The sequence below is a fragment of the Phocaeicola coprocola DSM 17136 genome, assembly GCF_000154845.1.
GTDB classification, from domain to species: Bacteria; Bacteroidota; Bacteroidia; order Bacteroidales; family Bacteroidaceae; genus Phocaeicola; species Phocaeicola coprocola.
The window spans coordinates 153,074-176,395 of sequence record NZ_DS981460.1 but is presented as its reverse complement, the minus strand read 5'-3'; the positions used below and the strand labels follow the sequence as shown (position 1 = coordinate 176,395).

The window sequence follows — 23,322 nt, the reverse complement described above, 5'->3', positions numbered from 1 at the left end:
GGTTACAAGGTTTTGTTCCTCTGTGTTTTCTATATATTGATTATATGATAATCTTATTTGTTTTCCTGATGCGTTCCACCTACACGACTTTCAAGCAATTGGTATAATTGTTCAAACTTTTGTGCATAGTGGGCTGCCGATTCTGGTTCTTTGCCTGTTTTAGCATCTTTCAGATTCGATAAAGATTTACATACATCATCCAGAATGTAGAAATGACGCATGCATTCTTCATACGATCCGGCAAAACGGTCATTGTCAAGGCTCAGATACCAAGCTGCATATTCTACTGAGTTGTTTGCCAGCTGCTCAAGGATATTTTCAGCTTTCTGTGTTTGTCCCAACTGGATATAGTTGTCAGCCATTTCTTTAGAACTGCTGTATATATAGTCGTGACGTACAGTTGTACTTGGAATAACCTTTTCACAGTAATCTAGCACTTTCAGTGCTTTGTCTTTCTTGCCTTCCTTTATTAACTGGCTGGCAAGCTGAACAAACAAGCGGCGGTGAGTATCACACATACGGAGTACAGTTTCGTCTAGATAGATATCCGGATTGTCAATTCCTCCAAACTTGAACTTGTTCATCAGATTATCGTACATCTTCTCGCTGTCAATGCGGCGTCCCAGTTTGGCATTGTCAAACGGAGTAATACGATAGGCAAGACCTTCCTGCAAGAAATTGTTTGTCAGATTCAGGTGATTGTCTGCACCTACAGTAATAGCCATGTACATCGGGCGTTCCCAGTTTGTATTGGCAAGCATTTCCAGCATCATCAGTTCGCTCTTATATAACACACGCTTACCTTTGAGTGAAATGCTCATGTAGTCTGGTATAGAATCAGGAACCAGCATACCGGAACGTTTGATAGCCTCTTTGTCCAGTTTAATCACAAGACTGTCTGTTGGAATCATCTGTAAGCCTTCCTTCGGAGAGCGTACCCAGTATTTCAGGATATTTTTCAGTTCGTATGGATTATCTCCAAATTCCTTTTTAGCTTCTTCCGGATTTTGCTTATAATAATTATTGATGGTTTCCATGGCTTCCGGACGTACATATACAGCTTCGTTATGTCCCTGTACGTAATCTATACGTTCCCAGTTGATAGGAACTGAAGGTGATTCATAAGCCGGACGGCGCATCTGGTCGATGTACCAGTCTGTCTGCAGGTAACTGAGGTTACATACACGTACGTCTGTACGGAATCCTTCGGTTTCCTGATTGTACCAAAGCGGGAATGTATCGTTGTCACCATTTGTAAAGATAATCGGGTTTCCTTTATCTTGTACGGTACTCAGATAATTCTGTCCAAAGTCACGACATGTATAACGTCCGCTACGGTCGTGGTCGTCCCATGTCTGACTTACCATTTGTATAGGCACGAGCAGACAAACTACACTAGCTAATATAGCTGCCGGTTTTTCACTCATACGTTTATTCAGCCATTCGGCAATAGCAGCTACTCCCAATCCTATCCAGATAGCAAATGCATAGAATGAACCGGCGTATGCATAGTCACGTTCACGTGGTTGCTGAGGTGTCTGATTCAGATAAAGTACAATGGCAAGACCTGTCATAAAGAACAGGAAGAATACAACCCAGAACTGCTGGATTCCTTTTTCTCCCTTATATGCTTGCCAGAACAGACCGATAAGTCCGAGTATCAAAGGAAGACAATAGAATACGTTGTGCCCTTTGTTGTTTTTCAACTCAGAAGGCAGTAAACTCTGGTCGCCTACCAGGTACTTGTCAATGAACGATATACCTGTTATCCAGTTACCATGTTCTATTTCACCTTGTCCCTGTATATCATTTTGACGTCCGGCAAAATTCCACATGAAATAACGCCAGTACATATAGTTCAACTGATAAATAAAGAAGAACTTAATGTTATCCCATTGAGTAGGAATCTTCACCATTAGCATTTCTCCACATTGGTCGTAGGGTACTTGTCGTCCTTCTACTCCTCCCAACCAGTCTTCATAAGCTTTGGCATGATCAGGACTCCACATGCGTGGGAAAAGCATATTCTGAGCGTACTTGTATTCCGTTTTATTGCGTACAACTTCATAACTGTCTTTTTCATCCGGGCGTTCTTTTTCCTTACGCTGGTATACCGGAGTTCCTTCAGTCATGTCGTATGTACAGCCTCCGTCTACTTCCTTTAATGCTATTTTGGAAGCATAAGTCTGACCGTAGAACAATGGGCGTGTACCATATTGTTCACGTCCCAGATATTCTCCCAGTGTGAAGATATCTTCTGGAGAGTTCTGGTCCATAGGTGTATTTGCCGATGAACGGATTACGATGACTGCGTATGAAGAATATCCTACAACAATCATCATCAGGCTTAATAGGAATGTATTTAGCGTACGAGCACTTACACGTAATTTCTCAGGCAAATCGGCAAACAGATAAAAAGCCAGTATTGCCAATACGATGATACCGATCAGCACGCTGCTCCAGCCATGTCCGTAAAAAGGAATACCCACAAGTCCGACAGTTGTCAGGAATGAGATATTCATGAGTTTGCGGCTGCGAACGGTAAAGCTTTCGTATACTCCCCATATAATGCTGGCTGCCAATACTATGATATAGATAATCAAGCCAGTGTTGAAAGAGAATCCCAGACCGTTGACAAACAGCAGCTCGAACCATCCGCCTACCTTTACAATACCTGGAACAATACCGTATAATACTGCTGCTACAAGTACCATTGAACCTATGAGGGCAAGCAGACTGCCTTTGAGGTTAGCATTCGGATTTTTCTTGTAGTAATATACCAGTACAATAGCAGGAATACACAACAGATTCAACAAGTGAACTCCGATAGAGAGACCTGTCAGATAAGCTATCAGGATAAGCCACCGGTCGCTGTGAGCTTCATGTGCACGGTTTTCCCATTTCAGGATTAGCCAGAATACCAGAGCTGTGAACAAGCTGGAGTATGCATATACTTCACCTTCTACGGCACTGAACCAGAACGTATCACTCCATGTGTAAGCAAGAGCTCCTACAAGTCCTGATCCCATGATAGCAATCAGGCGTCCTGTCGTCATGTCTTCTTCACGCGGGCATATTAGCTTTTTTGCCAGATGAGTAATGCTCCAGAACAAGAACAATATACATGCAGCACTCATCAGTGCACTCATAATGTTCACCATTCGAGCTACTTGCGACGGATCACTTGTAAACTGACTGAAAAGATTTGCTGTAAGCATGAAGAAAGGTGCGCCAGGGGGATGACCAACTTCCAGTTTATATCCTGTTGTTATAAATTCGGGACAATCCCAAAAACTGGCGGTCGGCTCTATGGTAGAGCAATAAGTAAAAGCTGCAATCACAAATGCCAGCCATCCAACCAGATTGTTAATCTTATTGTACTGTTTCATGTGAGTTGTTTTATTTCTCATTAAAGTTCATTGTCCGCAAAGATAGTGATAATCTTTTTTTTCATAACAGATTACACCGATTTTCATGGTTTTTAGCATATTGATTTAAAAGAATATGGTATCGGCTTCGTTGCCAGCTTTCATACCCTTTGCATAGATCGTCATACTTTTTTATTGAATCAGTCGTGGTGATGGCATTTCAGCACCCGGTGAGGTAAATCACCATGTCCTAATAATTCGATCGGACAGCCAAAGTGTTCTTCCAGCCATTCTGCGGGGATTTCAGTATCAGGATGGTAATCTAGCGTACCATTGACACAAGCTATCGATTTTACATTTTGCAATACGGTACCGATGTCATGACTTACCAAAATGATAGCACGTTCTTTATTGATTTCTTCAAGGAGTGAATAAAGTTTTGCTTCGAAACGTTTGTCGATATAAGTATTGGGTTCATCCAGTATTACGACTTGAGGATCAGAAACTAATGCCCGGCCTAATAGTGCACGTTGCAACTGTCCGCCACTTAGTTCCCCGATGGCTCTCTTTTCAAGTCCTTCCAGTCCCATACGGGCTATAACATTTTTTACTTGTTCGTGCTGTTGTGCTGTAAAAGAGCGCAATAATGCTTTTTGTCTGTTTAGTCCAGACAGTACCACATCATATACAGATATAGGAAATTTTTTGTCGATAGAACTGTATTGTGGCAGATATCCCATGCTGATTTCCTGAACTTCTTTTCCTTCATGGTAAAACCGAATATCCCCCGAAATGGGATGTAACAATCCCAAAATGATTTTTATCAGTGTTGTTTTTCCTCCTCCATTCGGTCCGATTACTCCAAGAAAATCTTTCTCGTACACAGTCAGATTAATATCTTCCAGTACTTTTTTGCGCTCGTATGCTGCGCAGATATGATTTAACTGTATAATGGATTGTTTAGTCATAAGTTTATTCGCTTAATGCTTTGGCAACAGCTATCATTTCTTCACTCCATTTGTAGCTTAAAGGGTTAATGGAAACAATTTTTACACCTGCTTCCCGGGCAATGATCTCTGCATTGCGGCTATCAAACTCTTTCTGCACAAAGACTACCCGAACGTGTCTTTCTTTACACCGTCGGATAAGTGCCTGTAAATGTGCGGGTGAAGGTTCTTTTCCTCCTTCTTCTATACTGATTTGCTCTAACCCGTAATCGCGTGCAAAATATGAAAGTGCAGGATGGTAGATAAGAAAAGCACATGTTGTATTCTGTAAGTAAGCCCGGATTTCGCGGTCTGTGCGTTCTATCTCTGATTCTAGTTTTGCAAGGTTTTCTTTGTAATAAGAAATATTTGCTGAATCTAGTTTACAGAGAGTATGAAAGATGTTTTCGGCTATGATATAGGCATTTTGAGTAGAATTCCATACATGCGGTTCTACTCCTCCGGAATGTGAATGATTTCCGTGGTGGACTTCGTCTTCCCGTATCAGTTCGATACCTTCCGACATATCAAAGAATTTAACTTCCGGAGCATTGCTTTGTAATTTTTCAGCCCAAGCTTGTTCGAATCCAATGTAACCGATACGCAGGAAGGCACAACTTTTGTTTAAAGTGACCAGTTGTTGTGGGGTAGGGTCGTATGTCTCTGGATTGCTTCCTTCGGGAACCATACTGATTACCTGAAATTTATCTCCTGCTATAATTTCCGTAAAATAACGGAGTGGTTCAATGCTTACCGTTAGGGTCATTGGCTGAGACTTTTGTTGTTGACTGCCACATGCAGCCAGCAACAAAAGGTTTAAAAGAAGAATGATATATTTTTTCATAAAATTATTATCAATAATTTAAGTTTTGACAAAGATACAAAAACTTATTTTTTATTAGTATATTGACATATCCTAATGTGTATTACGGCTACTAAACAACTTTGATTTCATAAAATGAAAATTTATTAAATATTTATTGGTATAAATAAGTGATATTATCAGACATTATGTTAAATTTACGCAGGAAACCTAAAGTTATTGTTTAGCTAAGATTAAAAAACAAGTAGCAGTAAAAAAACTAATACTAATCTGATAAATTAAAACTAGATGAAAAATCTTAATCAATTTCTTGTGTGCTTATTTCTCTCTTTATTATCAGTTGTAGGACAAGCTCAGCGGAATACTCCTTATTTTGTTAAGCATTTGCAGTTTTCTGGTAATGAAAGTTTAGAGCAAAAGGCTGTTATGGCGGCACGTCTGATTCCTTCTTCGCAGCAGTTAGAGTGGCAGAAGATGGAACTTACTGCTTTTTTACATTTTGGTATTAATACTTTTACCGGTAGAGAATGGGGAGATGGAACGGAAGATCCAGCTTTGTTTAATCCGACTGATTTAGATGCTGAGCAATGGGTACGTACATTGAAAGAATGTGGATTCAAGATGGTTTTGCTTACAGCGAAGCATCATGATGGATTCTGTTTGTGGCCAACTAAAACAACTAAACATTCAGTTGCATCTTCACCTTGGAAAAATGGTAAAGGAGATGTTGTGCGTGAACTTCGTGATGCATGTAGTAAATATGGAATGAAATTTGGAGTTTATCTGTCTCCATGGGATCGTAATGCTTCTTGTTATGGAAACTCTCCAGAATATAATAAGTTTTTTGTTGCGCAATTAACAGAGTTATTGACCAATTACGGCGAGGTACATGAAGTTTGGTTCGATGGTGCAAATGGGGAAGGCCCTAATGGGAAGAAACAGGAATATGACTGGGATACATTTTATAAAACAATTCAACGTTTACAGCCGAAAGCTGTAATGGCTATTATGGGAGATGATGTGCGTTGGGTTGGTAATGAAAAAGGACTTGGTCGTGATACTGAATGGAGTGCGACAGTTTTGACTCCAGGGATTTATGCGCGCTCAAAAGAAAATAATAAACGTCTTGGAGTTTATGAAACAGCAACGGATCTGGGAAGCCGTAAAATGTTAGAGAATGCAACAGAATTATTTTGGTATCCTTCGGAAGTTGATGTTTCGATTCGTCCGGGATGGTTTTGGCATGAAGAGGAGAACTCTAAAATAAAAAGCTTGAAACAATTGTCTGATATTTATTTTCGGTCGGTTGGTTATAATTCTGTATTACTGTTGAATATACCTCCTGACCGTCGTGGACTGATAAATGAGGCAGATATCAGCCGTTTAAAGGAATTTGCTGCTTATCGTCAACAGGTCTTTTGTGACAATAAACTGATAAATGGAAATACGTATTGGAAGGCTGCTCAAGGTGAAAAACATGTTTATACTGTTCGCCAAAATACTCCGGTAAACGTGGTAATGCTACAGGAAGATATTTCAAAAGGACAACGTGTTGAAAACTTTATAATTGAGGCGTGGTTAAATGGAAGCTGGCAGTTATTAGGAAAAGGAACTACGATTGGGTACAAGCGAATGCTTCGTTTTCCAGAAGTTATGACGGATTCACTCAGAATATGTATAGAATCTACTCGTTTGGATGCGAATATTATGAATGTAGCTGCTTATTATGCACAGCCTTTGATTGATGAGGAGCAACTGACTACTTGGAATAATCTTTCTAGAGATTCTTGGAAAAAAATATCGGTTTCTCCTTTAACAGTTGATTTTGGCAAAACTGTTACGGTAAAAGCTTTTACTTATGCTCCTTTGAACGAAGAGGCTAAACCTACTATGGCATATCATTATAAACTCTACATTAGTTTGAATGGAACAGACTGGCAGGAAGTTATATCAAACGGAGAGTTTAGCAATATTATGCATAATCCATTACCTCAAACAGTGGCACTTCCTCAGAGTAAACAGGCACGGTATATAAAGATTGAGGCAACTACTCCTAATGCATCGACAGCTGTAATTGAACTGGAGGAATTGGGGGTAACTGTTATTTCTGATGACAATAAATAATGTACATATTTATTGTCTGATATAATAGCTTGGTATTTGTGGAGTGTTTTTATCATCGAGTGTTAAAATGAAAGTGTATTTACTTGTTTCTGTATTGTCTGTTGTAATCATTAATAGACATTGAAAAACTATAAAAATGAAAGTTCCAATATTGGTTTTATGAAAAAGATACTTATTTGTTTGATATATGTATGGGTAAGTGCTGTTTGTACAGCACATGTTCAAGTTGGCTTTGCTCGGAATAAATTGTACAATATTGTACCTGTAAATTATTCTGGTAAGGCTGTAGGATATGATCCTGATAGCAAAAGGGTGGTTTTGAGTGTTAGTAATGATGCTGATAAATTGCAGCAATGGAGTGTCACTAATTTATCTGGTAGTTTCCGTTTTATAAATCCTTTTGAGAATAAAGCAATTCATGCTACAGGGGATAATACATTGAGAATAACAGAAAACAATGGCTCAGATGAATCTCAGTTATGGATTATAAAGAAGAGTGGCAAGTTCTTGCAGATATATCCTTCTAATAGCCCTGATTTGATATTGGCTTGCCAACAGAAAGGGCGGTTGGTTTTAGTTGATAAGGTAAAGTTTCTGAATAATCCAGAAACGTATTTTTATATTAATGTTAGTAAAGTAGCAATGCCTGCGGAAGCTGCTTCTGGTACATTAGAACGTCCTAAGGTTTATTGGGAAGACGAGACTATGTTTGCAGAAAATAAAGAGCCGGGTTGTGCAACTTACATTCCTTATATAACCGAGAAAGAAATGCTGGCTGATAAAGATTTTTATCGTACACCATGGGTGTATAGCCAGAGCTCTTCGTTTAAATTGTTGAATGGCAACTGGTATTTTCATTTTGTATCAGAACCTTCTCAACGTCCGGAATCATTCTATAAAGAAGATTATGATGTATCGAGTTGGGAGACTATTCCAGTTCCTTCAAATTGGGAAATGCAGGGGTATGACCGTCCTATTTACGCGAATGTAGAGTATCCTCATTCCAATACACCTCCTTATATTGATGCTCGAAAGGGATTCAATGATGGTGGAGCTAATTATGGGATTAATCCGGTGGGTTCCTATGTGCGTTTCTTTGATTTGCCTGCTGGATGGGAAAAACAGCGTACATTTATCCATTTTAGTGGTATATATAGTGCTGCATTTGTATATCTGAACGGAGAATATGTCGGTTATACACAAGGATCGAATAATGTGGCAGAGTTTGATTTAAGCAAATATCTGCGCACAGGAAAAAATCGTTTGGCTGTTCAAGTATTTCGCTGGAGCGACGGTTCGTATCTTGAATGTCAGGACATGTTCCGTATGAGTGGTATTTTCCGGGATGTTTATTTATATAATGTTCCACGAGTAAGTGTACGTGACCATTATATTACTTCTAAGTTAGATGCAGCTTCAGAATATACCAGTGGCGAAATGTCTGTTAATATGATGCTTGATAACCGTGATCGGATGAAAGGGGTGAAGAATCTGATTGTAAAATTATTCGATCCAGATGGAAGACTGGTAGCAGAAACAGAGCAACAGGTTAATTATTCAGATAAGAAAGAAACTGTATATTCAAAAGCTACATTCAAGCTGAAGAATCTTGTAACATGGACAGCTGAAACTCCTAACTTGTATACGGTTCATATTATCCAGCGAAATGGGGATAATGATGAAATGGTCTTTTCTACCAAGTATGGTTTCCGCAATATAGAACTGAAGGGTACAGTGGTATATATTAATGGACAAAGAGTATTTTTCAAGGGAACTAATCGACATGACACACATCCGGTTTATGGTCGGGCTGTTACTGTAGAATCAATGTTGCGTGATGTGACACTGATGAAACAGAATAATATTAATACTATCCGTACTTCTCATTATCCGAATGATGCGAAAATGTATGCTATGTTCGATTATTTCGGACTTTATACAATGGATGAGGCTGATTTGGAAGACCATGCTAATCAGTCGATCAGTGATATGCCTTCTTGGATACCTGCTTTTGTTGATCGTATTGACCGTATGGTACTTAGAGATCGCAATCATCCAAGTGTAATTTTTTGGAGCTTGGGTAATGAAGCTGGAGGAGGAAGTAATTTCCAGGCTTGTTATGATGCTGCCAAACGATTGGATAACCGCCCCATACACTATGAGGGTACACGCGATGGAAAAGAATATGGCGGAAATCGTTTTAGTGACTTGTATTCGAAGATGTATCCGGGTATGAAATGGATGAATACATATGTAAGCTCATTGGATAAACCGATGTTTATTTGTGAGTATGCTCATGCCATGGGTAATGCTATTGGAAATTTAAAAGAATACTGGGAAAGCATTGAAGGAAGTTCGGCTACTATTGGTGGAGCTATTTGGGACTGGGTAGATCAGGCTATCTATGAGCCTCATGAAATGAAAAAAGGTATTTATCGTCTGCATACAGGGTATGATTTTCCAGGTCCTCATCAGGGTAACTTCTGTTCGAATGGAATAATTCCGGCAACTCGTGAAGAATCGCCTAAGTTGAAAGAAGTAAAAGCTGTATATCAGTATGTACATTTTGCTGATAAGGGAGTTGATGTAAAAAGAAATGAGGCTAAAGTGTTGCTGAAAAACACATATGATTTCCTTTCACTTGATAAATTCTATTTGCGGTGGCAAGTTGTAAAAGACGGTTTTCGTATGCAACCGGATAGCATGATGCTTCCAGCTGTAATGCCTGATGATTCACTGTTGGTGGCATTGAATCTAAAAGGTATTAATTTAAAGAAGGCTATAAAGAATGGTGAGGAAGTCATGCTTGATTTGTATGTATGTCGTACAGATGCTGAAACTTGGGCTGGTGCTGGGCATGAGGTTGCAAAACAGCAATATGAATTGTCTGCACGAAAGGAATTACCTGAGTTAAAGAGCTTACATGGAAAGAAACAGAAGTTGGCTGTTTCTGACAATGAAAACTTATTGACGGTCAAAAATGCTTATATAGAAGCCTCTTTCGATAAGACAACGGGGCAATTGGTTACATTAGTTATGAACGGCCAGCAGGTTGTCAGTCAGGGAGGAGGATTTGTATACGATAATCATCGTTGGATTGAGAATGATAAATTTACTGAAACGGCTAATGGACTGTCGGAAAAAGGAACATGTACGGTGACCGAAGAGAAAGGCAATATTATTGTTACCACTAACCGTGAAGGTAGTTTATGTAGTACGGATATCGTATATACATTTACTCAAACGGGAGTCATGGATATGGAGGTTGTTTTCCGTCCGCATACAGCTGATTTACGTCGTTGCGGCTTGGTGGCAAACATTGACTCAACATTGAGCAATATCGATTATTATGCATATGGTCCATGGGAAAATTATAATGACAGAAAAGACGGTTGTATGGTAGGTCGTTATACGACAACAGTGGAGGATATGGAAGTTCCTTATATGAAACCTCAGTCTATGGGAAATCGTGAAGGCCTTCGTGAACTGACTTTATATAATAAAGAAGGTAAAGGTGTAAAGATTCAGACTGAAGGTAATGTGTCGTTTTCTGCTCTGCGATATACAGATAAAGATTTGATGGAAGGACAGCATGCTTGGGAGTTAGAGAAACGTCCGTATATTGTGCTTCATCTGGATGCTGTACAGCGTGGAGTAGGAAATGCTAGTTGTGGGCAGGATGTAGATACATTACCTGCTTATCGTATTCCACAACAAGAAATGAAGTATAAATTACGTTTCTTTACTTGTTCTCTGAATAATTAAGTCATATTAATCAGAAGTCAAAGCTGATATCTAAGAAGTTTAATATTGATGAAGACATTCTTATAGTCAGTTTAGACTTCTGATTTTTATTTATATCTTAGTATTAATAGAAACTATATTGAAGGTAGTTTCGTAGATAATTTGTTAGCCTATGAAAAAATTATTATCATTTTTAGTTGTGCTTTCATGCGTTCTCGGTATAAAAGCAGCAGATACAGTCTTTATAAAGAATCCTCAAATACCAATTCTGATAGAGCGGCATGATAATGTTTTATGTTACATGCGTATTAATGCGCACGAGGCAAAGGTCTTGGATAATGTTTCTGTGACATTTGGACAAGATGTACCTTTAGAGCAGATTAAATCAGTAAAACTATACTATGGAGGTACTGAAGCTATTCAGGACAGAGGAAAGAACCGTTTTGCTCCTGTAGAATATATTTCCGCTCATGCGCCAGGCAAGACTTTATCTGTCAATCCGTCATATGCTATTAAGAAATCTGAAATTGTTCCCCAAAAGAATTCTGTATTGTTGACTGGAAATCAGAATTTATATCCGGGAGTAAATTTCTTTTGGGTCAGTATAGAAATGAAGCCAGAAGCATCGTTGCTTACAAAAATCACTGCTGAAGTGACGGGGGTAACAGCAGATGGTCAGTCGTTACCAGTTAAATGTGTATCAGCACCGAATGTTATACGTCGTTTGGGAGTAGGTGTGCGTCATGCCGGAGATGATGGTGCAGCAGCTTTTCGTATCCCAGGTTTGGTGACAACCAATAAAGGTACATTGTTAGGTGTATACGATGTGCGTTATAACAGTAGTGTGGATTTGCAGGAACATATTGATATCGGTTTGAGCCGAAGTATTGACGGTGGAAAGACTTGGGAAAAAATGCGTCTGCCTCTAGCTTTTGGAGAATACGGTGGGCTGCCAGCAGCTCAGAATGGTGTAGGAGATCCCTCAATTTTGGTTGATACAAAAACAAATACAATCTGGATTGTTGCGGCATGGACACACGGAATGGGTAATCAGCGTGCATGGTGGAGCTCACAGCAAGGTATGGATGTAAATCATACGGCTCAGCTTGTTTTAGTAAAAAGTACAGATGATGGAAAAACCTGGTCTGAGCCGATTAATATAACCGAACAAGTAAAACACCCTGAATGGTATTTTTTGTTGCAAGGTCCGGGTAGAGGTATTACTATGGAGGATGGTACATTGGTATTTCCTATTCAATATATAGGTAAAGACCGGATTCCTAATGCTGGTATTATGTATAGTAAGGATAGAGGAGAAACATGGACCATTCATAATCATGCACGTACAAATACTACGGAAGCTCAGGTTGCTGAAGTTGTTCCTGGAACACTGATGTTGAATATGAGAGATAATCGTGGAGGAAGCCGTGCTGTTTATACAACTTCTGATTTGGGCATGACGTGGAAAGAACATGAGTCATCACGAACAGCATTACCTGAGCCTGTTTGTATGGCAAGTCTTATCAGTGTGAAAGCAGCGGACAATGTTTTAGGTAAGGATATATTGATTTTTTCGAACCCGAATACAACCAATGCCCGTAAAAATATTACTATAAAAATAAGCCTTGATGGTGGAAATACATGGGCACATCAGTTGCTTTTAGACGAAGGTGAGAACTGGGGTTATTCGTGTCTTACGATGGTAGATAAAGAAACGATTGGCATTCTTTATGAAAGTAGTGTTGCACATATGACTTTCCAATGTATCAAGCTAAAGGATATCGTGCAGTAAGTAAAAAATATATGTATTTATTAATATAAGAATTTCCCTTCGTATTTCATGGAAACGTGAATACGAAGGGAAATCTTTTATTTTGAAGCTCTCAATATCTCTCGTTTTCCACCTGGAGGGCCTGGAAGACGTTCTACGGTAAATCCCGCAGTTTGCAGCATCCGGCGTATTACTCCTTTAGCACAGTATGTTGTGAGAATACCACCAGAATTTAGAGAAGCATATAGGGTGTTGAATAGTTCTTGGCTCCACATTTCCGGTTGTTTTTCTGGAGCAAAAGCGTCAAAGTAAATGAGGTCAAATGCTCCTTGGAATTTATAGTTCGTAAAATCTCCTTCTACTTTATGTAAAGTAAAGTAAGGTGTTAAGCTTATATCTGTATTCCATGCTGAATTATGCAGTGCATAGAAGTCGTTACTACGTTCCGGGCAGATCTGTTCTGGATAGGCAAGTTGATGTACAATATCATTACTTACAGGGTAGCGTTCTATTGTTGTATAGTGAACTTGACGTTTTGAATTATCAGCTTCCAACAGAGTGAGAAATGCATTGAGCCCGGTTCCGAAACCGATTTCCAGTATTCGCAGTGTAGAGGAGGGATGATGTTTCATTCCCATGTTGATAAATATATGTTCAGACTCCGTCAAAGCCCCTTTTACGGAATGATAATGTTCGTTTAGTTCAGGTACGAAAAGTGTATAACTTCCATCTGCAGTTTGTTCTAGTTCTATCATAAATTAAAATTGATATAATAATTATTTTAGAAAAGACTGATAATACCAAGAGTTGCTGCTACTAATATAGCGTAACGAGCCAGCTTACCGATGCTCATCGAAACAGTAACAATCCCAATATGAGCTCTCATCAATCCTAGTACAATTAAAATTGCATCTCCTACTACAGGCAAAAAAGAGAATAATGCCATCCATGCTCCCCTTCCATGTATAAATCGGGTAGCACGTTCCATTTGTTTCGGAGTTACTCCAAGGTATTTTTCTATCCATTCCATTTTTCCAAGATGGCCTATCCAATAGCAGGTAAGTCCACCTAAAACGTTGCCTGCTGTTGTGGCAATGGTAGACCATACAGGGTCGAGCCCTAAGCCAACACAAGCAAGTAGGACTGCTTCAGAACTGAATGGTAAAATTGTTCCGGCAAGAAAAGCAGACAAGAACATACCAAAATATCCCCAGTCGGTCAGAAGTTGAAGAAATATATCCATAAATTAAATAAGCACAATGCAAACCAGATAACAAGAACCGTAATAAAAGTTATTCGGGTAAATTTACTGAAAGTAAGTGAAAATAAATGTCCTCCCATAAATACCATCGGAATAATAGCTAAAGGAAGTAATGCTTTAATATGAGATGGTTGTAAAACCATAAGAATATTTATCCATACTCCCATGGATAGTATCACTTGTAATAAAATACGAGTTTGTACTTTGTCTTTATATGCAAATCGTAAATAAGGAATACTAAATGCAATCCATAATATTGTGATAACTCCCCATAAAGTATAATAGCTGAAATGTATGGGTGCATAATTTATTTGATCAAACTGTAGAATATGCGAAATTACATTGTAGAATTCTTCGGTTTGATCCGTATATAAGTCATATCCCAGCAGAAGCCAGTAAGGTAATGTAAAGCCAATGATTCCGGCAAAAAAGGTTTTTCCTTCGAGCGAACGAAGGTTAATCATATGAATATATAGTAGCGGAGTAATCCAAGCTATACAAGGAAGAATAAGGCTACTTAACCCCATCCACAAGAAAGCATGGAATATGGCGGTCGAAGCATGGGGAGATTCATAGCTTTGAAACAGTGAATATAGCATACAAAGAAAGAATACTGGAAGTAATAGTGTAACATTCCATGTATGCAAGAAAGGTGTTGCCGCATAAAACAGAAGAAAAAAAGAAGCAGGAAGCGTCGTACGTGTACGTATCAGTGCAAACTTCGTATCCGTTTCCAGTAGCAGGTAAGTAGTAAGGCTGAATATTAATAACGAGCCAATATTTGCCCATAAATGTGGAGTCGATATGACCCATAGAATAAGTGTTAAAGTACTTACAACTGGAAGTGTGGCACGTCCTGTCGCAACTTCGTATTGAAATCTGTTTCTGGTCTGGATCATGTGACGGATATTGATGACAAAAGAAATGTCACCACAGCTACACTCATTTACTCTTTAAACAGAATAATTGGTGTAGCTGTGGTGATGAATTGAAATATTATAAGTCGAAACCGATATCAGAACGGAAATATTTCTTTTCGAATGAAATTTTTCCGGCATTGGTAAAGGATTGTTTCAATGCTTCTTCCTTGTTGGTACCGTATGAGCTGACAGCTATCACACGACCTCCGGATGTGACAACCTGATTATCTTTCAATGCTGTTCCGGCATGGAATACGATGCTGCCTCCTGCTTTAGCTTCTTCGATTCCTGTTATAGGGAATCCTTTTTCATATGCTTCTGGATAACCGCCAGATACCAGCATAACGCATACTGCAGAACGTGAATCTATTTCCAGTGTCTTTTCATTGAGGTTTCCTGCCGCTACTCCTTCAAACAGTTCCACAAGGTCACTCTTAATGCGCAGCATGACACTTTCAGTTTCAGGGTCACCCATACGGACATTGTATTCAATAACCATCGGTTCACCTTTTACGTTAATCAAACCGAAGAAGATAAATCCTTTATAATCGATCCCTTCAGCTGCCAGGCCTTCTACTGTCGGACGAATAATGCGTTCGTCTACTTTCTTCATCCAAGCTTCGTCTGCAAACGGTACTGGCGAAACAGAACCCATACCTCCGGTATTCAGACCTTTATCGCCCTCGCCGATACGTTTGTAATCTTTTGCTTCAGGTAAGATTTTATAGTTCTTTCCGTCAGTCAAAACGAAAACAGAACATTCGATACCACTCAAAAACTCTTCGATAACAACGGTTGCCGATGCATTACCGAACATACCGCCGAGCATTTCTTTCAGTTCTTTTTTTGCTTCCTCTAAAGTCGGAAGAATCAGTACACCTTTTCCAGCACACAAACCGTCAGCTTTCAATACATACGGAGCTTGTAATGTTTCGAGGAAAGCAAGACCTTCTTCCAAATTGGCAGAAGTAATGCTTTTATATCCAGCTGTCGGGATGTGATGACGTTGCATGAATCCTTTAGCGAATTCTTTACTTCCTTCGAGTACGGCACCTGCTTTTGACGGACCGATTACTGGGATATTGGCCAATGCAGCATCGTTCTTAAAGAAGTCGTAGACACCTTTTACCAATGGATCTTCAGGGCCTACTACTACCATGTTGATACCATTTGCTACAACAAATTCTTTGATAGCTTCGAAATCGTCTGCTTTTATTGCTACATTTTCACCAACTTCACGTGTTCCGGCATTACCTGGAGCGATGTATAGTTTTTCTATTTTCGGACTTTGGGCGATTTTCCATGCTAGTGCATGCTCACGTCCACCTGAACCTAACAGTAACAGTTTCATATGTTTACAGTATTATGATTTGTTTCTTTATTTTATTTCAAATGATCAAGAAAATAACGGGTGATGTGTTCGTGCAAGTGTACGCGGTCGCGCCCCATCATGTTGTGACCGTCTTCCGGATAGATGAAGAAATCTGGATGAGTTCCAGCGTCAATACAAGCACGTAAAAAACTGATGCTGTGTTGCGGTACACAGGTAGGATCCATTCCACCGATAATTACTTCCAGACGACCTTTCAAGTTACCAGCCTTTAAGCGAAGATTTGATTCTTTATATCCTTCAGGATTAGCTTGTGGAGTATCCATGTATCTTTCTCCATACATAACTTCGTAGAATTGCCAGTCGATAACCGGACCACCAGCTACTCCTACCTTGAAGATATCCGGATAAGTCAGCATAAGATTAGTTGTCATGAATCCCCCGAAGCTCCATCCATGAACACCGATTTTGTCTGCATCAACATATGGAAGTGATTGCAGGAACTTGGCTCCTTGTACTTGGTCTTTCATTTCTTCTGTACCAAGATGGCGGAAGGTACAATTTTCGAACTTAATACCGCGATTATCACTTCCACGGTTGTCAACAGTAAGCATTACATAACCTTGTTGTGCCATGTAAAGATCCCATCCACGTGCATCATAAAAACGGGTATTATGTATCATTTGTGCATGTGGACCTCCGTATACGTAAATAATAGCCGGATATTTTTTGTTCGGATCGAAATTAACAGGCTTAATTAAGCGGTAATACAAATCTGTTTCTCCATCGGCTGCTTTAATTGTTCCTACAGTAATTTCCGGTAAATTGTAGTTTTCCTTTAGCGGGTCGGTTGCTGTGAACAGAGTTGTACCTTTTTTCCCGGTAGTAGGAAGAATACTGATTTCACGTGGAACATTGTTCGAAGTGAAGTAATCGATAAGATAGGTTCCACTTGCTGATAATTTGGCCTGGTGAGTACCATCTTCCATACCGATCAGTGTACGTTTCCCATTTTTTACGTTCAGACTGAATATATTAGTCTGTAAAGGAGATATTTCCGTACTTGCAATTATGATTTCTTTACGAGAAGTATTGAATCCTAAAACATCTTGAACCAGCCAGTTGCCTTCGGTCAATGGGATTGTTTTCAGATATTCACAATATTGGTCTTCACTATCCTTTCCAGTTTTCCATTCACCTTTCAGTTTGGTTTTTGTATCCATAAGATACAAATGGTTGAAACCGTCTCGCTGTGTCTGATAAATAAACTGGCTATCATCCCAAGGTAAAAATATCAGAGGATGCTGAGGCTCTACGTAACGAGTATGTTTCTCTTCATAAAGCACTCCTATCTTTTGTCCGCTTACGGCATCATATTGAACCAGTTGTGCATGATTCTGGTCGCGGTTCAGTTCGATAACGAATATACTCTTTTCGTCAGGGACCCAACTGATGTTAGTAAAATAACGGTCAGTAGGATCACCGGCTTGTAAATAAATTGTCTTGCCATCTTTTACATTGTATATTCCGACAGTTACTTTATGGCTTGTCATACCAGCCATTGGGTATTTGTCGGGAACAAGCTCGGCAATGCGTGCTGTAGTATTTACCTGTGGATAATCAGTTACCATACTTTGGTCCATACGGTAGAAAGCCAAGTAAGTACCTTTCGGACTCCAAAAAGTACCTTTCATGATACCAAACTCATTACGGTGTACAGCTTGGCCATATACGACATCCTTTTCCTGCTGTTGATTACCTGTAACTTTCGGGTTAACCATGCTGCTGAAATCCCTTTCATGTGCTACATACAGGTCATTCCCGATAGTATATGCCATGTAGCCATTTTCTTTACAGAAATCGAAGTTTGTCGGGCCTTCTCCCTGCAGGTTAAATAGATTGACTATTTTCTTTTTGCTGAAGTCATACCATATCATGTACTTTTGTCCGGGAGTACGGTCGTCATACTGGGTAAAAGTAATCACATTACGGTCACCCCAAGGAAGTGAAGCAGCCATCAGTGTACGAAGTGGTTTGATATGACTTGTAAGTTTGTAAGGCATTTCGCCATTTTTCAGCGCTTCATTTACCTCTTCCAGTGTGACGAGTATACTTTCTTTTCCGCTTTTAGTATCTATTTTTTTGATGTTCTCTATATCTGTACGGACACATATATCACCCCACCATTGTAGTCCGGGCATGCTTTTCGGCACAAGATTAAAATAATTATCTCCACCCGGTATTACATCATTGAGGGTGAATGTCTTTTTCTCTTGGGCAGATGAAATTGTTGCTATCATACAGAATAGAGCTATTATTTGAAATATACGCTTCATTTTCAGTGGATATACGTTACTTATTCATTTTCTGTATTTTCTTCGTTTGCACGACGACGGTGCATGTAACGAGGTGCGGGTGCCTGCTTAGGGCGTCCGTCATCAGTAGAAGGACGTGAAGGACGATTTTCGCGAGAAAAGTTTTTCTTATCGTTTTCCTTACGCTCTGTTCGGAAACTTGTTTTTTTATCTCCTTTATATTCTACTTTTTCTGCACGCTTCCGTGGACGGGTTTCGTTTCCTTCCCGCTTAGGCTTAAATTCTTTGTCACTGTTTTCACTACGGAAGGTTTTGTATTTTCCATCGAAAATCTGATATTTCCGGAACTGACATTCCAGTGAACCATTAAACAAAGGAACTTTGACTGATGGCTTTAGTCCAATTTGATCGAAACATTCGTCACGATAGCTTAATATCCAGGCATCATTGCCGCTGAATGCATGTTTCAAGCGTTCTCCAATCATTTGGTATAGGCCTAGCAGATCATCAGAAGATATTCGTTCTCCATAAGGTGGATTAGTCACAATGATACTCTTTTCTTTAGGCTGTTCAAATTGCTGGAACGGTTGGATTTTTAGAATGACATCCTTGCTTACTCCTGCTGCTTTTACATTGTGCACAGCAATTTCGTTGGCTTTCGGATTGTTGTCATATCCGTAAATTTTATGGTTAAATTCACGTTCATTAGAATCATCATTATAGATTGAATCGAATAAATCCTGGTCGAAGTCACGCCACTTTTCAAAGCCAAACTCTTTACGGAATACTCCCGGAGCAATATTGCGTGCGATAAGTGCTGCTTCAATAGGAATTGTTCCAGAGCCACACATCGGGTCTATTAAATCACATTCGCCTCTCCATCCAGTCATCAGAATCATTCCGGCAGCCAATACCTCGTTTAAAGGAGCTTCTACTTGTTCCTGACGGTAGCCACGGCGATGAAGTGATTCACCCGAACTGTCGAGTGAAAGTGTACAACGGTCTTCTGCAACATGGATATTAATAGCCAGATCCGGATTGCTAATACGTACAGATGGACGATTGCCTGTCTTTTCACGGAAATAATCGACAATAGCATCTTTTACCTTATAAGCAACAAACTTCGAATGACGGAATTCATTGGAGAATACTACCGCATCAACAGCAAAGCTGCTCATATTATCCAAATAGTCTTCCCAAGCAATACTTTTAACAGCTTCATACACTTCGTCTGCTGTTTTTGCAGTAAAATGTTTGATTGGTTTTAAGATACGAATAGCCGTGCGCAAGCAAAAATTAGCACGATACATCATTGCTTTGTCACCGGTAAAAGAAACCATACGGCGTCCGATTTCAATATTTCCGGCTCCCAACTCGGTGAGTTCTTGTGCCAGCACTTCTTCCAGTCCCTGGAAGGTCTTGGCGATAAGCTCGAATTCTTGATTCATTTTAACTAAATTACGTAATTTCAATTAATTGTGCAAAAATATGAATTTTCGGTCAGCCAGTCAACTGTTTGATAAGGTTTAAATACATTTTGTTGTAAAGAAAGTCAACTTTGATATTTTTATTATGTAATATCTTGCTTTCGTGAAAAATATTACTGCTGCTCGCTTTACCCTCAAGGAAGTTGATTTTTATTTTGAAGAAAAATGTATCTTTGCCAAAGCCTGAATTGAAAATAATAAGAAATGTACTTCAGAATGAAAATTACTATGAGAATACATGCTCTATGTTTTATACTGGGAATAATCTTGTCTGCAACGTCTATAAGAGCTGAAGAAGAAAGACTATGGCAACTGCATGCTGTTGATATTCAAGCTCCATATGCTCCTGCTCCTATGGCAAACGGATGTATAGGGATTCTTCCTCAAAAAGAACCTTTTGCTGTAGAGCATGTTATGTTGAATCATGTATTCGATGCTGCATCTCCCCATGTTGTTAGTCGAGTAATGAGAGGAATTAATCCGTTTTGTCTTTCTATGAAAATAGACAATAAAAAAGTTGATACTTCAAATATCTCTGACTGGCAACAAACGATAGATATGCGTCGTGCTGTACATCAAACAAGTTTCCAGACTTTAGAAAAAGCAGATGTTTCTTATGAGTTGTGTGCTTTACGCAATTTGCCTTATGCCGGTTTAATTCGTGTGACTGTTCAGGCATGTAAGGATATGTTGTTGGAAGTCCGTTCAGGAATGGGTATTCCAGACGATTATTCGCAATCTTCAATTCGGCATCGTGAAATGGAAGCTGATGGAAATCGTATGTACATGCTTGAATCGGATGCAACTTCTCGGTTCGGATATCGTCGGGTAGCTTCTACTTCTTCTTTTCTTTTCAATGGCGAACAGATAAAGCCTATGTATGATGAAGCTACTCGGGAATTGTTTTTTTCGATTCAGTTAAAAAAGGGAGAAACATTTTGTTTTTCTTTAGTGGGAAGCGTATGTTCATCGCGTGATTTTTTTGATCCTTATAATGAAGCAGAGCGGCAGGTAATTTATGCAGTGCATGAGGGAGAAGAAGCATTGATGCAGGCACATTATCGTCTTTGGGATGAACTATGGCAAGGTGATATACGTATTGAAGGAGATGATGACGCACAGCGTATCGTAAGATTTGCCTTATTTAATTTATATTCTTCTTGTCGTGGAGGTAGTCGCTTAAGTATCCCTCCTATGGGATTATCGTTGCAGGGATATAATGGACATATCTTTTGGGATACAGAATTGTGGATGTATCCCCCTATGCTTCTGTTGAATCAGGATATAGCCCGATCAATGCTTGATTATCGCTTTGACCGTCTTCCTGCTGCTCGTAAAAAAGCATTGGCATATGGTTATCGGGGAGCAATGTTCCCGTGGGAGAGTGATGATTCTGGTGAAGAAGCTACGCCTACTCATGCATTGACCGGTCCGTTTGAACATCATATTACAGCCGACATAGGAATTGCCTGCTGGAATTATTATTGTGTAACTCGTGATATGCGTTGGCTGCAACGTGAAGGTTATCCACTGCTCAAAGAAATTGCAGACTTTTGGGCAAGTCGTGTTACTCGCAATCAGGATGGTTCATATTCAATTCATAACGTGACCGGAGCTGATGAATATGCAAACGGTGTTACGGATAATGCGTTTACTAACGGTGCAGCGTCACTTGCGCTTAAGTATGCTTGTCAGGCTGCTGAGATTTGTGGAGAAAAGGTTCCGGAAATATGGCGGGAGATTGGAGAAAATATCCGCATATTACAATTCGAAAATGGTGTGACACGTGAGCATTCCACTTATAAAGGCGAAATGATCAAACAAGCTGATGCAAATCTGCTAGCTTATCCACTAGGGGTGATAACTGATGAATACAGACAGAGACAAGATTTGGAATATTATGCCGAGCGTATAGACCAAAAAGATGGACCGGCTATGTCGTACTCTGTTTATTGCGTACAGTATGCTCGTATGGGAGAAGCAGATAAAGCATACGAGATGTTTCGTCGTTGTTATGAGCCCAATCTGAAAAAGCCTTTCGGAGTTATTTCGGAAACTCCCACAAGTAACAATCCATATTTTATGACTGGAGCAGGAGGTTTATTGCAGGCTGTATTGAATGGCTTTTGTGGACTCCAGATTACGGATGAAGGAATCGTCCAGCTTCCGTCAGCGCTTCCTTCTCACTGGAAACGGGTAACTGTTACAGGTGTAGGTTCTGATAAAAAGACTTATGTAAGAGAAAGGTAGTATGATGTAATAAAACAACTTTCTAAAGTATCTAAAAAAATCCTTCTCACAGTTGAAGAGGTAACTTTAACATTGTGAGAAGGATTTTTTATCAGTTAACTTTTTTCAGTTGATAATTCAGGTTCGACTGACTTTTTTCCAGTTTATCATTTAGTAAGGTAAGAGTTTGGTCATTTTCTACCAGGAAATTAAAGGTTTGCTTTTGGTCATTTGTTATAAGTTGCCATACGGTAGCGTTTTCATTTCCGGCCATACCACGTAAAGTGAAGCGTTTCCCTTCATAAGTAAATGTCTTATCTTTCCCGTTTTCAGCTTCTTTGTAAGTCAAAGCCAACGAAAATGTTCCGTCTCCGCTATGCTTTTTACTTTTGATGGTTAACGAATAGAATATCCCGGGACCGGAGGCGGCAGGAAGCAATCCTTCGTAAGTAAGGGTTTGCATTGGACCTAGTTCATCTTTACTCTGAGTATAGATAAGTTTATTCCTTTGGCTGATAGTCCATATACCATCAATGAAACGCACATTTTTGGTATCATCATCTTCGATATTCCAAGCATATTTGCCTGTAGGTAATGTACGTCTTTCCAAGATTTCCTTAGGCTGTTCGTCAGAAAAGAATAGCTCTGCTAATGTCGAATCGGGGCTGAAAACAATAAAGGCCGATCGTTCACTTCCATCAGCCGCATCGACTCGTATTCCCTTCTCAAAAAGACGGATACAATCTTTCTGTACTTCGCTCCACGTATATCCGGCTGAAGCAAGACAACCATGCTCATCTCGGTCGTTTCCTACTGCTTGTGGGATATTCTTTAAAGAGTCACTATTGTTATCTGTTTCTTGCTTTTTTTGAGTATTGCAAGCAGTCAGCAATATAGCTAGACATATTGTAATTGTTGGTTTCATATTTTTTCTATTAATCATTAAAACTTTGTTCTTATATAT

At 39.4% G+C, this 23,322-nt stretch carries 14 protein-coding genes and 1 pseudogene; 4 read left to right on the top strand and 11 right to left on the bottom strand.

The genetic code is table 11. The annotated features are described in order from the left end of the window. Nucleotides 1-53 precede the first annotated feature (53 nt). The 3 genes from BACCOP_RS06535 to BACCOP_RS06525 all read right to left on the bottom strand — a co-directional run bounded on the left by BACCOP_RS06535 (nt 54) and on the right by BACCOP_RS06525 (nt 5,198). Nucleotides 54-3,389: a DUF2723 domain-containing protein gene (locus BACCOP_RS06535; protein ID WP_040311869.1), complete on the bottom strand. Its 3,336-nt coding sequence runs from the start codon at nt 3,387-3,389 to the stop codon at nt 54-56. A gap of 179 nt (nt 3,390-3,568) precedes the next feature. Continuing rightward, nucleotides 3,569-4,336 (bottom strand): metal ABC transporter ATP-binding protein, encoded by a 768-nt coding sequence (locus BACCOP_RS06530; RefSeq protein ID WP_007567459.1) that lies wholly within the window; start codon nt 4,334-4,336, stop codon nt 3,569-3,571. A 4-nt stretch (nt 4,337-4,340) separates the two neighbouring features. After that, nucleotides 4,341-5,198, bottom strand: a complete 858-nt coding sequence (locus tag BACCOP_RS06525) for a metal ABC transporter solute-binding protein, Zn/Mn family (protein ID WP_007567457.1) — start codon at nt 5,196-5,198, stop codon at nt 4,341-4,343. Nucleotides 5,199-5,465: 267 nt separating this feature from the next. On the opposite strand from BACCOP_RS06525, the gene BACCOP_RS06520 reads away from it, so the two are divergent. The 3 genes from BACCOP_RS06520 (at nt 5,466) to BACCOP_RS06510 (ending at nt 12,837) form a co-directional block, all read left to right on the top strand. Then, nucleotides 5,466-7,301, top strand: coding sequence for an alpha-L-fucosidase (locus BACCOP_RS06520; RefSeq protein WP_007567455.1), 1,836 nt, complete (start codon nt 5,466-5,468; stop codon nt 7,299-7,301). A gap of 159 nt (nt 7,302-7,460) precedes the next feature. Further along, complete coding sequence (locus BACCOP_RS06515) at nt 7,461-11,066, top strand: glycoside hydrolase family 2 TIM barrel-domain containing protein (RefSeq protein WP_007567447.1); 3,606 nt, start codon at nt 7,461-7,463, stop codon at nt 11,064-11,066. A 151-nt stretch (nt 11,067-11,217) separates the two neighbouring features. Continuing rightward, nucleotides 11,218-12,837 carry a BNR-repeat neuraminidase N-terminal domain-containing protein gene (locus BACCOP_RS06510; protein WP_007567446.1) on the top strand — a complete coding sequence of 540 codons (1,620 nt, stop codon included), beginning with the start codon at nt 11,218-11,220 and terminating at the stop codon, nt 12,835-12,837. A 77-nt stretch (nt 12,838-12,914) separates the two neighbouring features. Here BACCOP_RS06510 and mnmD read toward each other — a convergent pair whose 3' ends face one another. From mnmD to BACCOP_RS06480, 6 genes are all read right to left on the bottom strand, one after another. Then, nucleotides 12,915-13,568 carry a tRNA (5-methylaminomethyl-2-thiouridine)(34)-methyltransferase MnmD gene (gene mnmD, locus BACCOP_RS06505; protein WP_040311887.1) on the bottom strand — a complete coding sequence of 218 codons (654 nt, stop codon included), beginning with the start codon at nt 13,566-13,568 and terminating at the stop codon, nt 12,915-12,917. A gap of 29 nt (nt 13,569-13,597) precedes the next feature. Beyond that, nucleotides 13,598-14,059 carry a YqaA family protein gene (locus tag BACCOP_RS06500; RefSeq protein WP_007567442.1) on the bottom strand — a complete coding sequence of 154 codons (462 nt, stop codon included), beginning with the start codon at nt 14,057-14,059 and terminating at the stop codon, nt 13,598-13,600. Next, complete coding sequence (locus tag BACCOP_RS06495; RefSeq protein WP_007567440.1) at nt 14,035-14,976, bottom strand: hypothetical protein; 942 nt, start codon at nt 14,974-14,976, stop codon at nt 14,035-14,037. Before BACCOP_RS06495 ends, BACCOP_RS06500 begins: the two co-directional genes overlap by 25 nt. A gap of 97 nt (nt 14,977-15,073) precedes the next feature. Next, nucleotides 15,074-16,348, bottom strand: coding sequence for a phosphoribosylamine--glycine ligase (gene purD / locus BACCOP_RS06490; RefSeq protein ID WP_007567436.1), 1,275 nt, complete (start codon nt 16,346-16,348; stop codon nt 15,074-15,076). Between the two features lie 32 nt (nt 16,349-16,380). Then, entirely contained in the window at nt 16,381-18,663 is a 2,283-nt protein-coding gene (locus tag BACCOP_RS06485) for a S9 family peptidase (protein ID WP_007567435.1), read from the bottom strand. Nucleotides 18,664-18,683: 20 nt separating this feature from the next. Then, the gene (locus tag BACCOP_RS06480) at nt 18,684-20,090 is read right to left on the bottom strand and encodes a THUMP domain-containing class I SAM-dependent RNA methyltransferase (protein WP_007567433.1); all 1,407 of its coding nucleotides are present in this window, start codon (nt 20,088-20,090) and stop codon (nt 18,684-18,686) included. 255 nt (nt 20,091-20,345) lie between these two features. Between BACCOP_RS06480 and BACCOP_RS06475 the strand changes: the two genes are divergently transcribed. After that, entirely contained in the window at nt 20,346-22,379 is a 2,034-nt protein-coding gene (locus tag BACCOP_RS06475) for a glycoside hydrolase family 65 protein (RefSeq protein ID WP_007567431.1), read from the top strand. Nucleotides 22,380-22,470: 91 nt separating this feature from the next. Here BACCOP_RS06475 and BACCOP_RS21030 read toward each other — a convergent pair whose 3' ends face one another. After that, complete coding sequence (locus BACCOP_RS21030) at nt 22,471-22,821, bottom strand: copper resistance protein NlpE N-terminal domain-containing protein (protein ID WP_227994775.1); 351 nt, start codon at nt 22,819-22,821, stop codon at nt 22,471-22,473. 12 nt (nt 22,822-22,833) lie between these two features. Beyond that, nucleotides 22,834-23,283 (bottom strand): annotated as a pseudogene (locus BACCOP_RS21025) (copper resistance protein NlpE); the annotation flags it as partial. Nucleotides 23,284-23,322 lie beyond the last annotated feature (39 nt).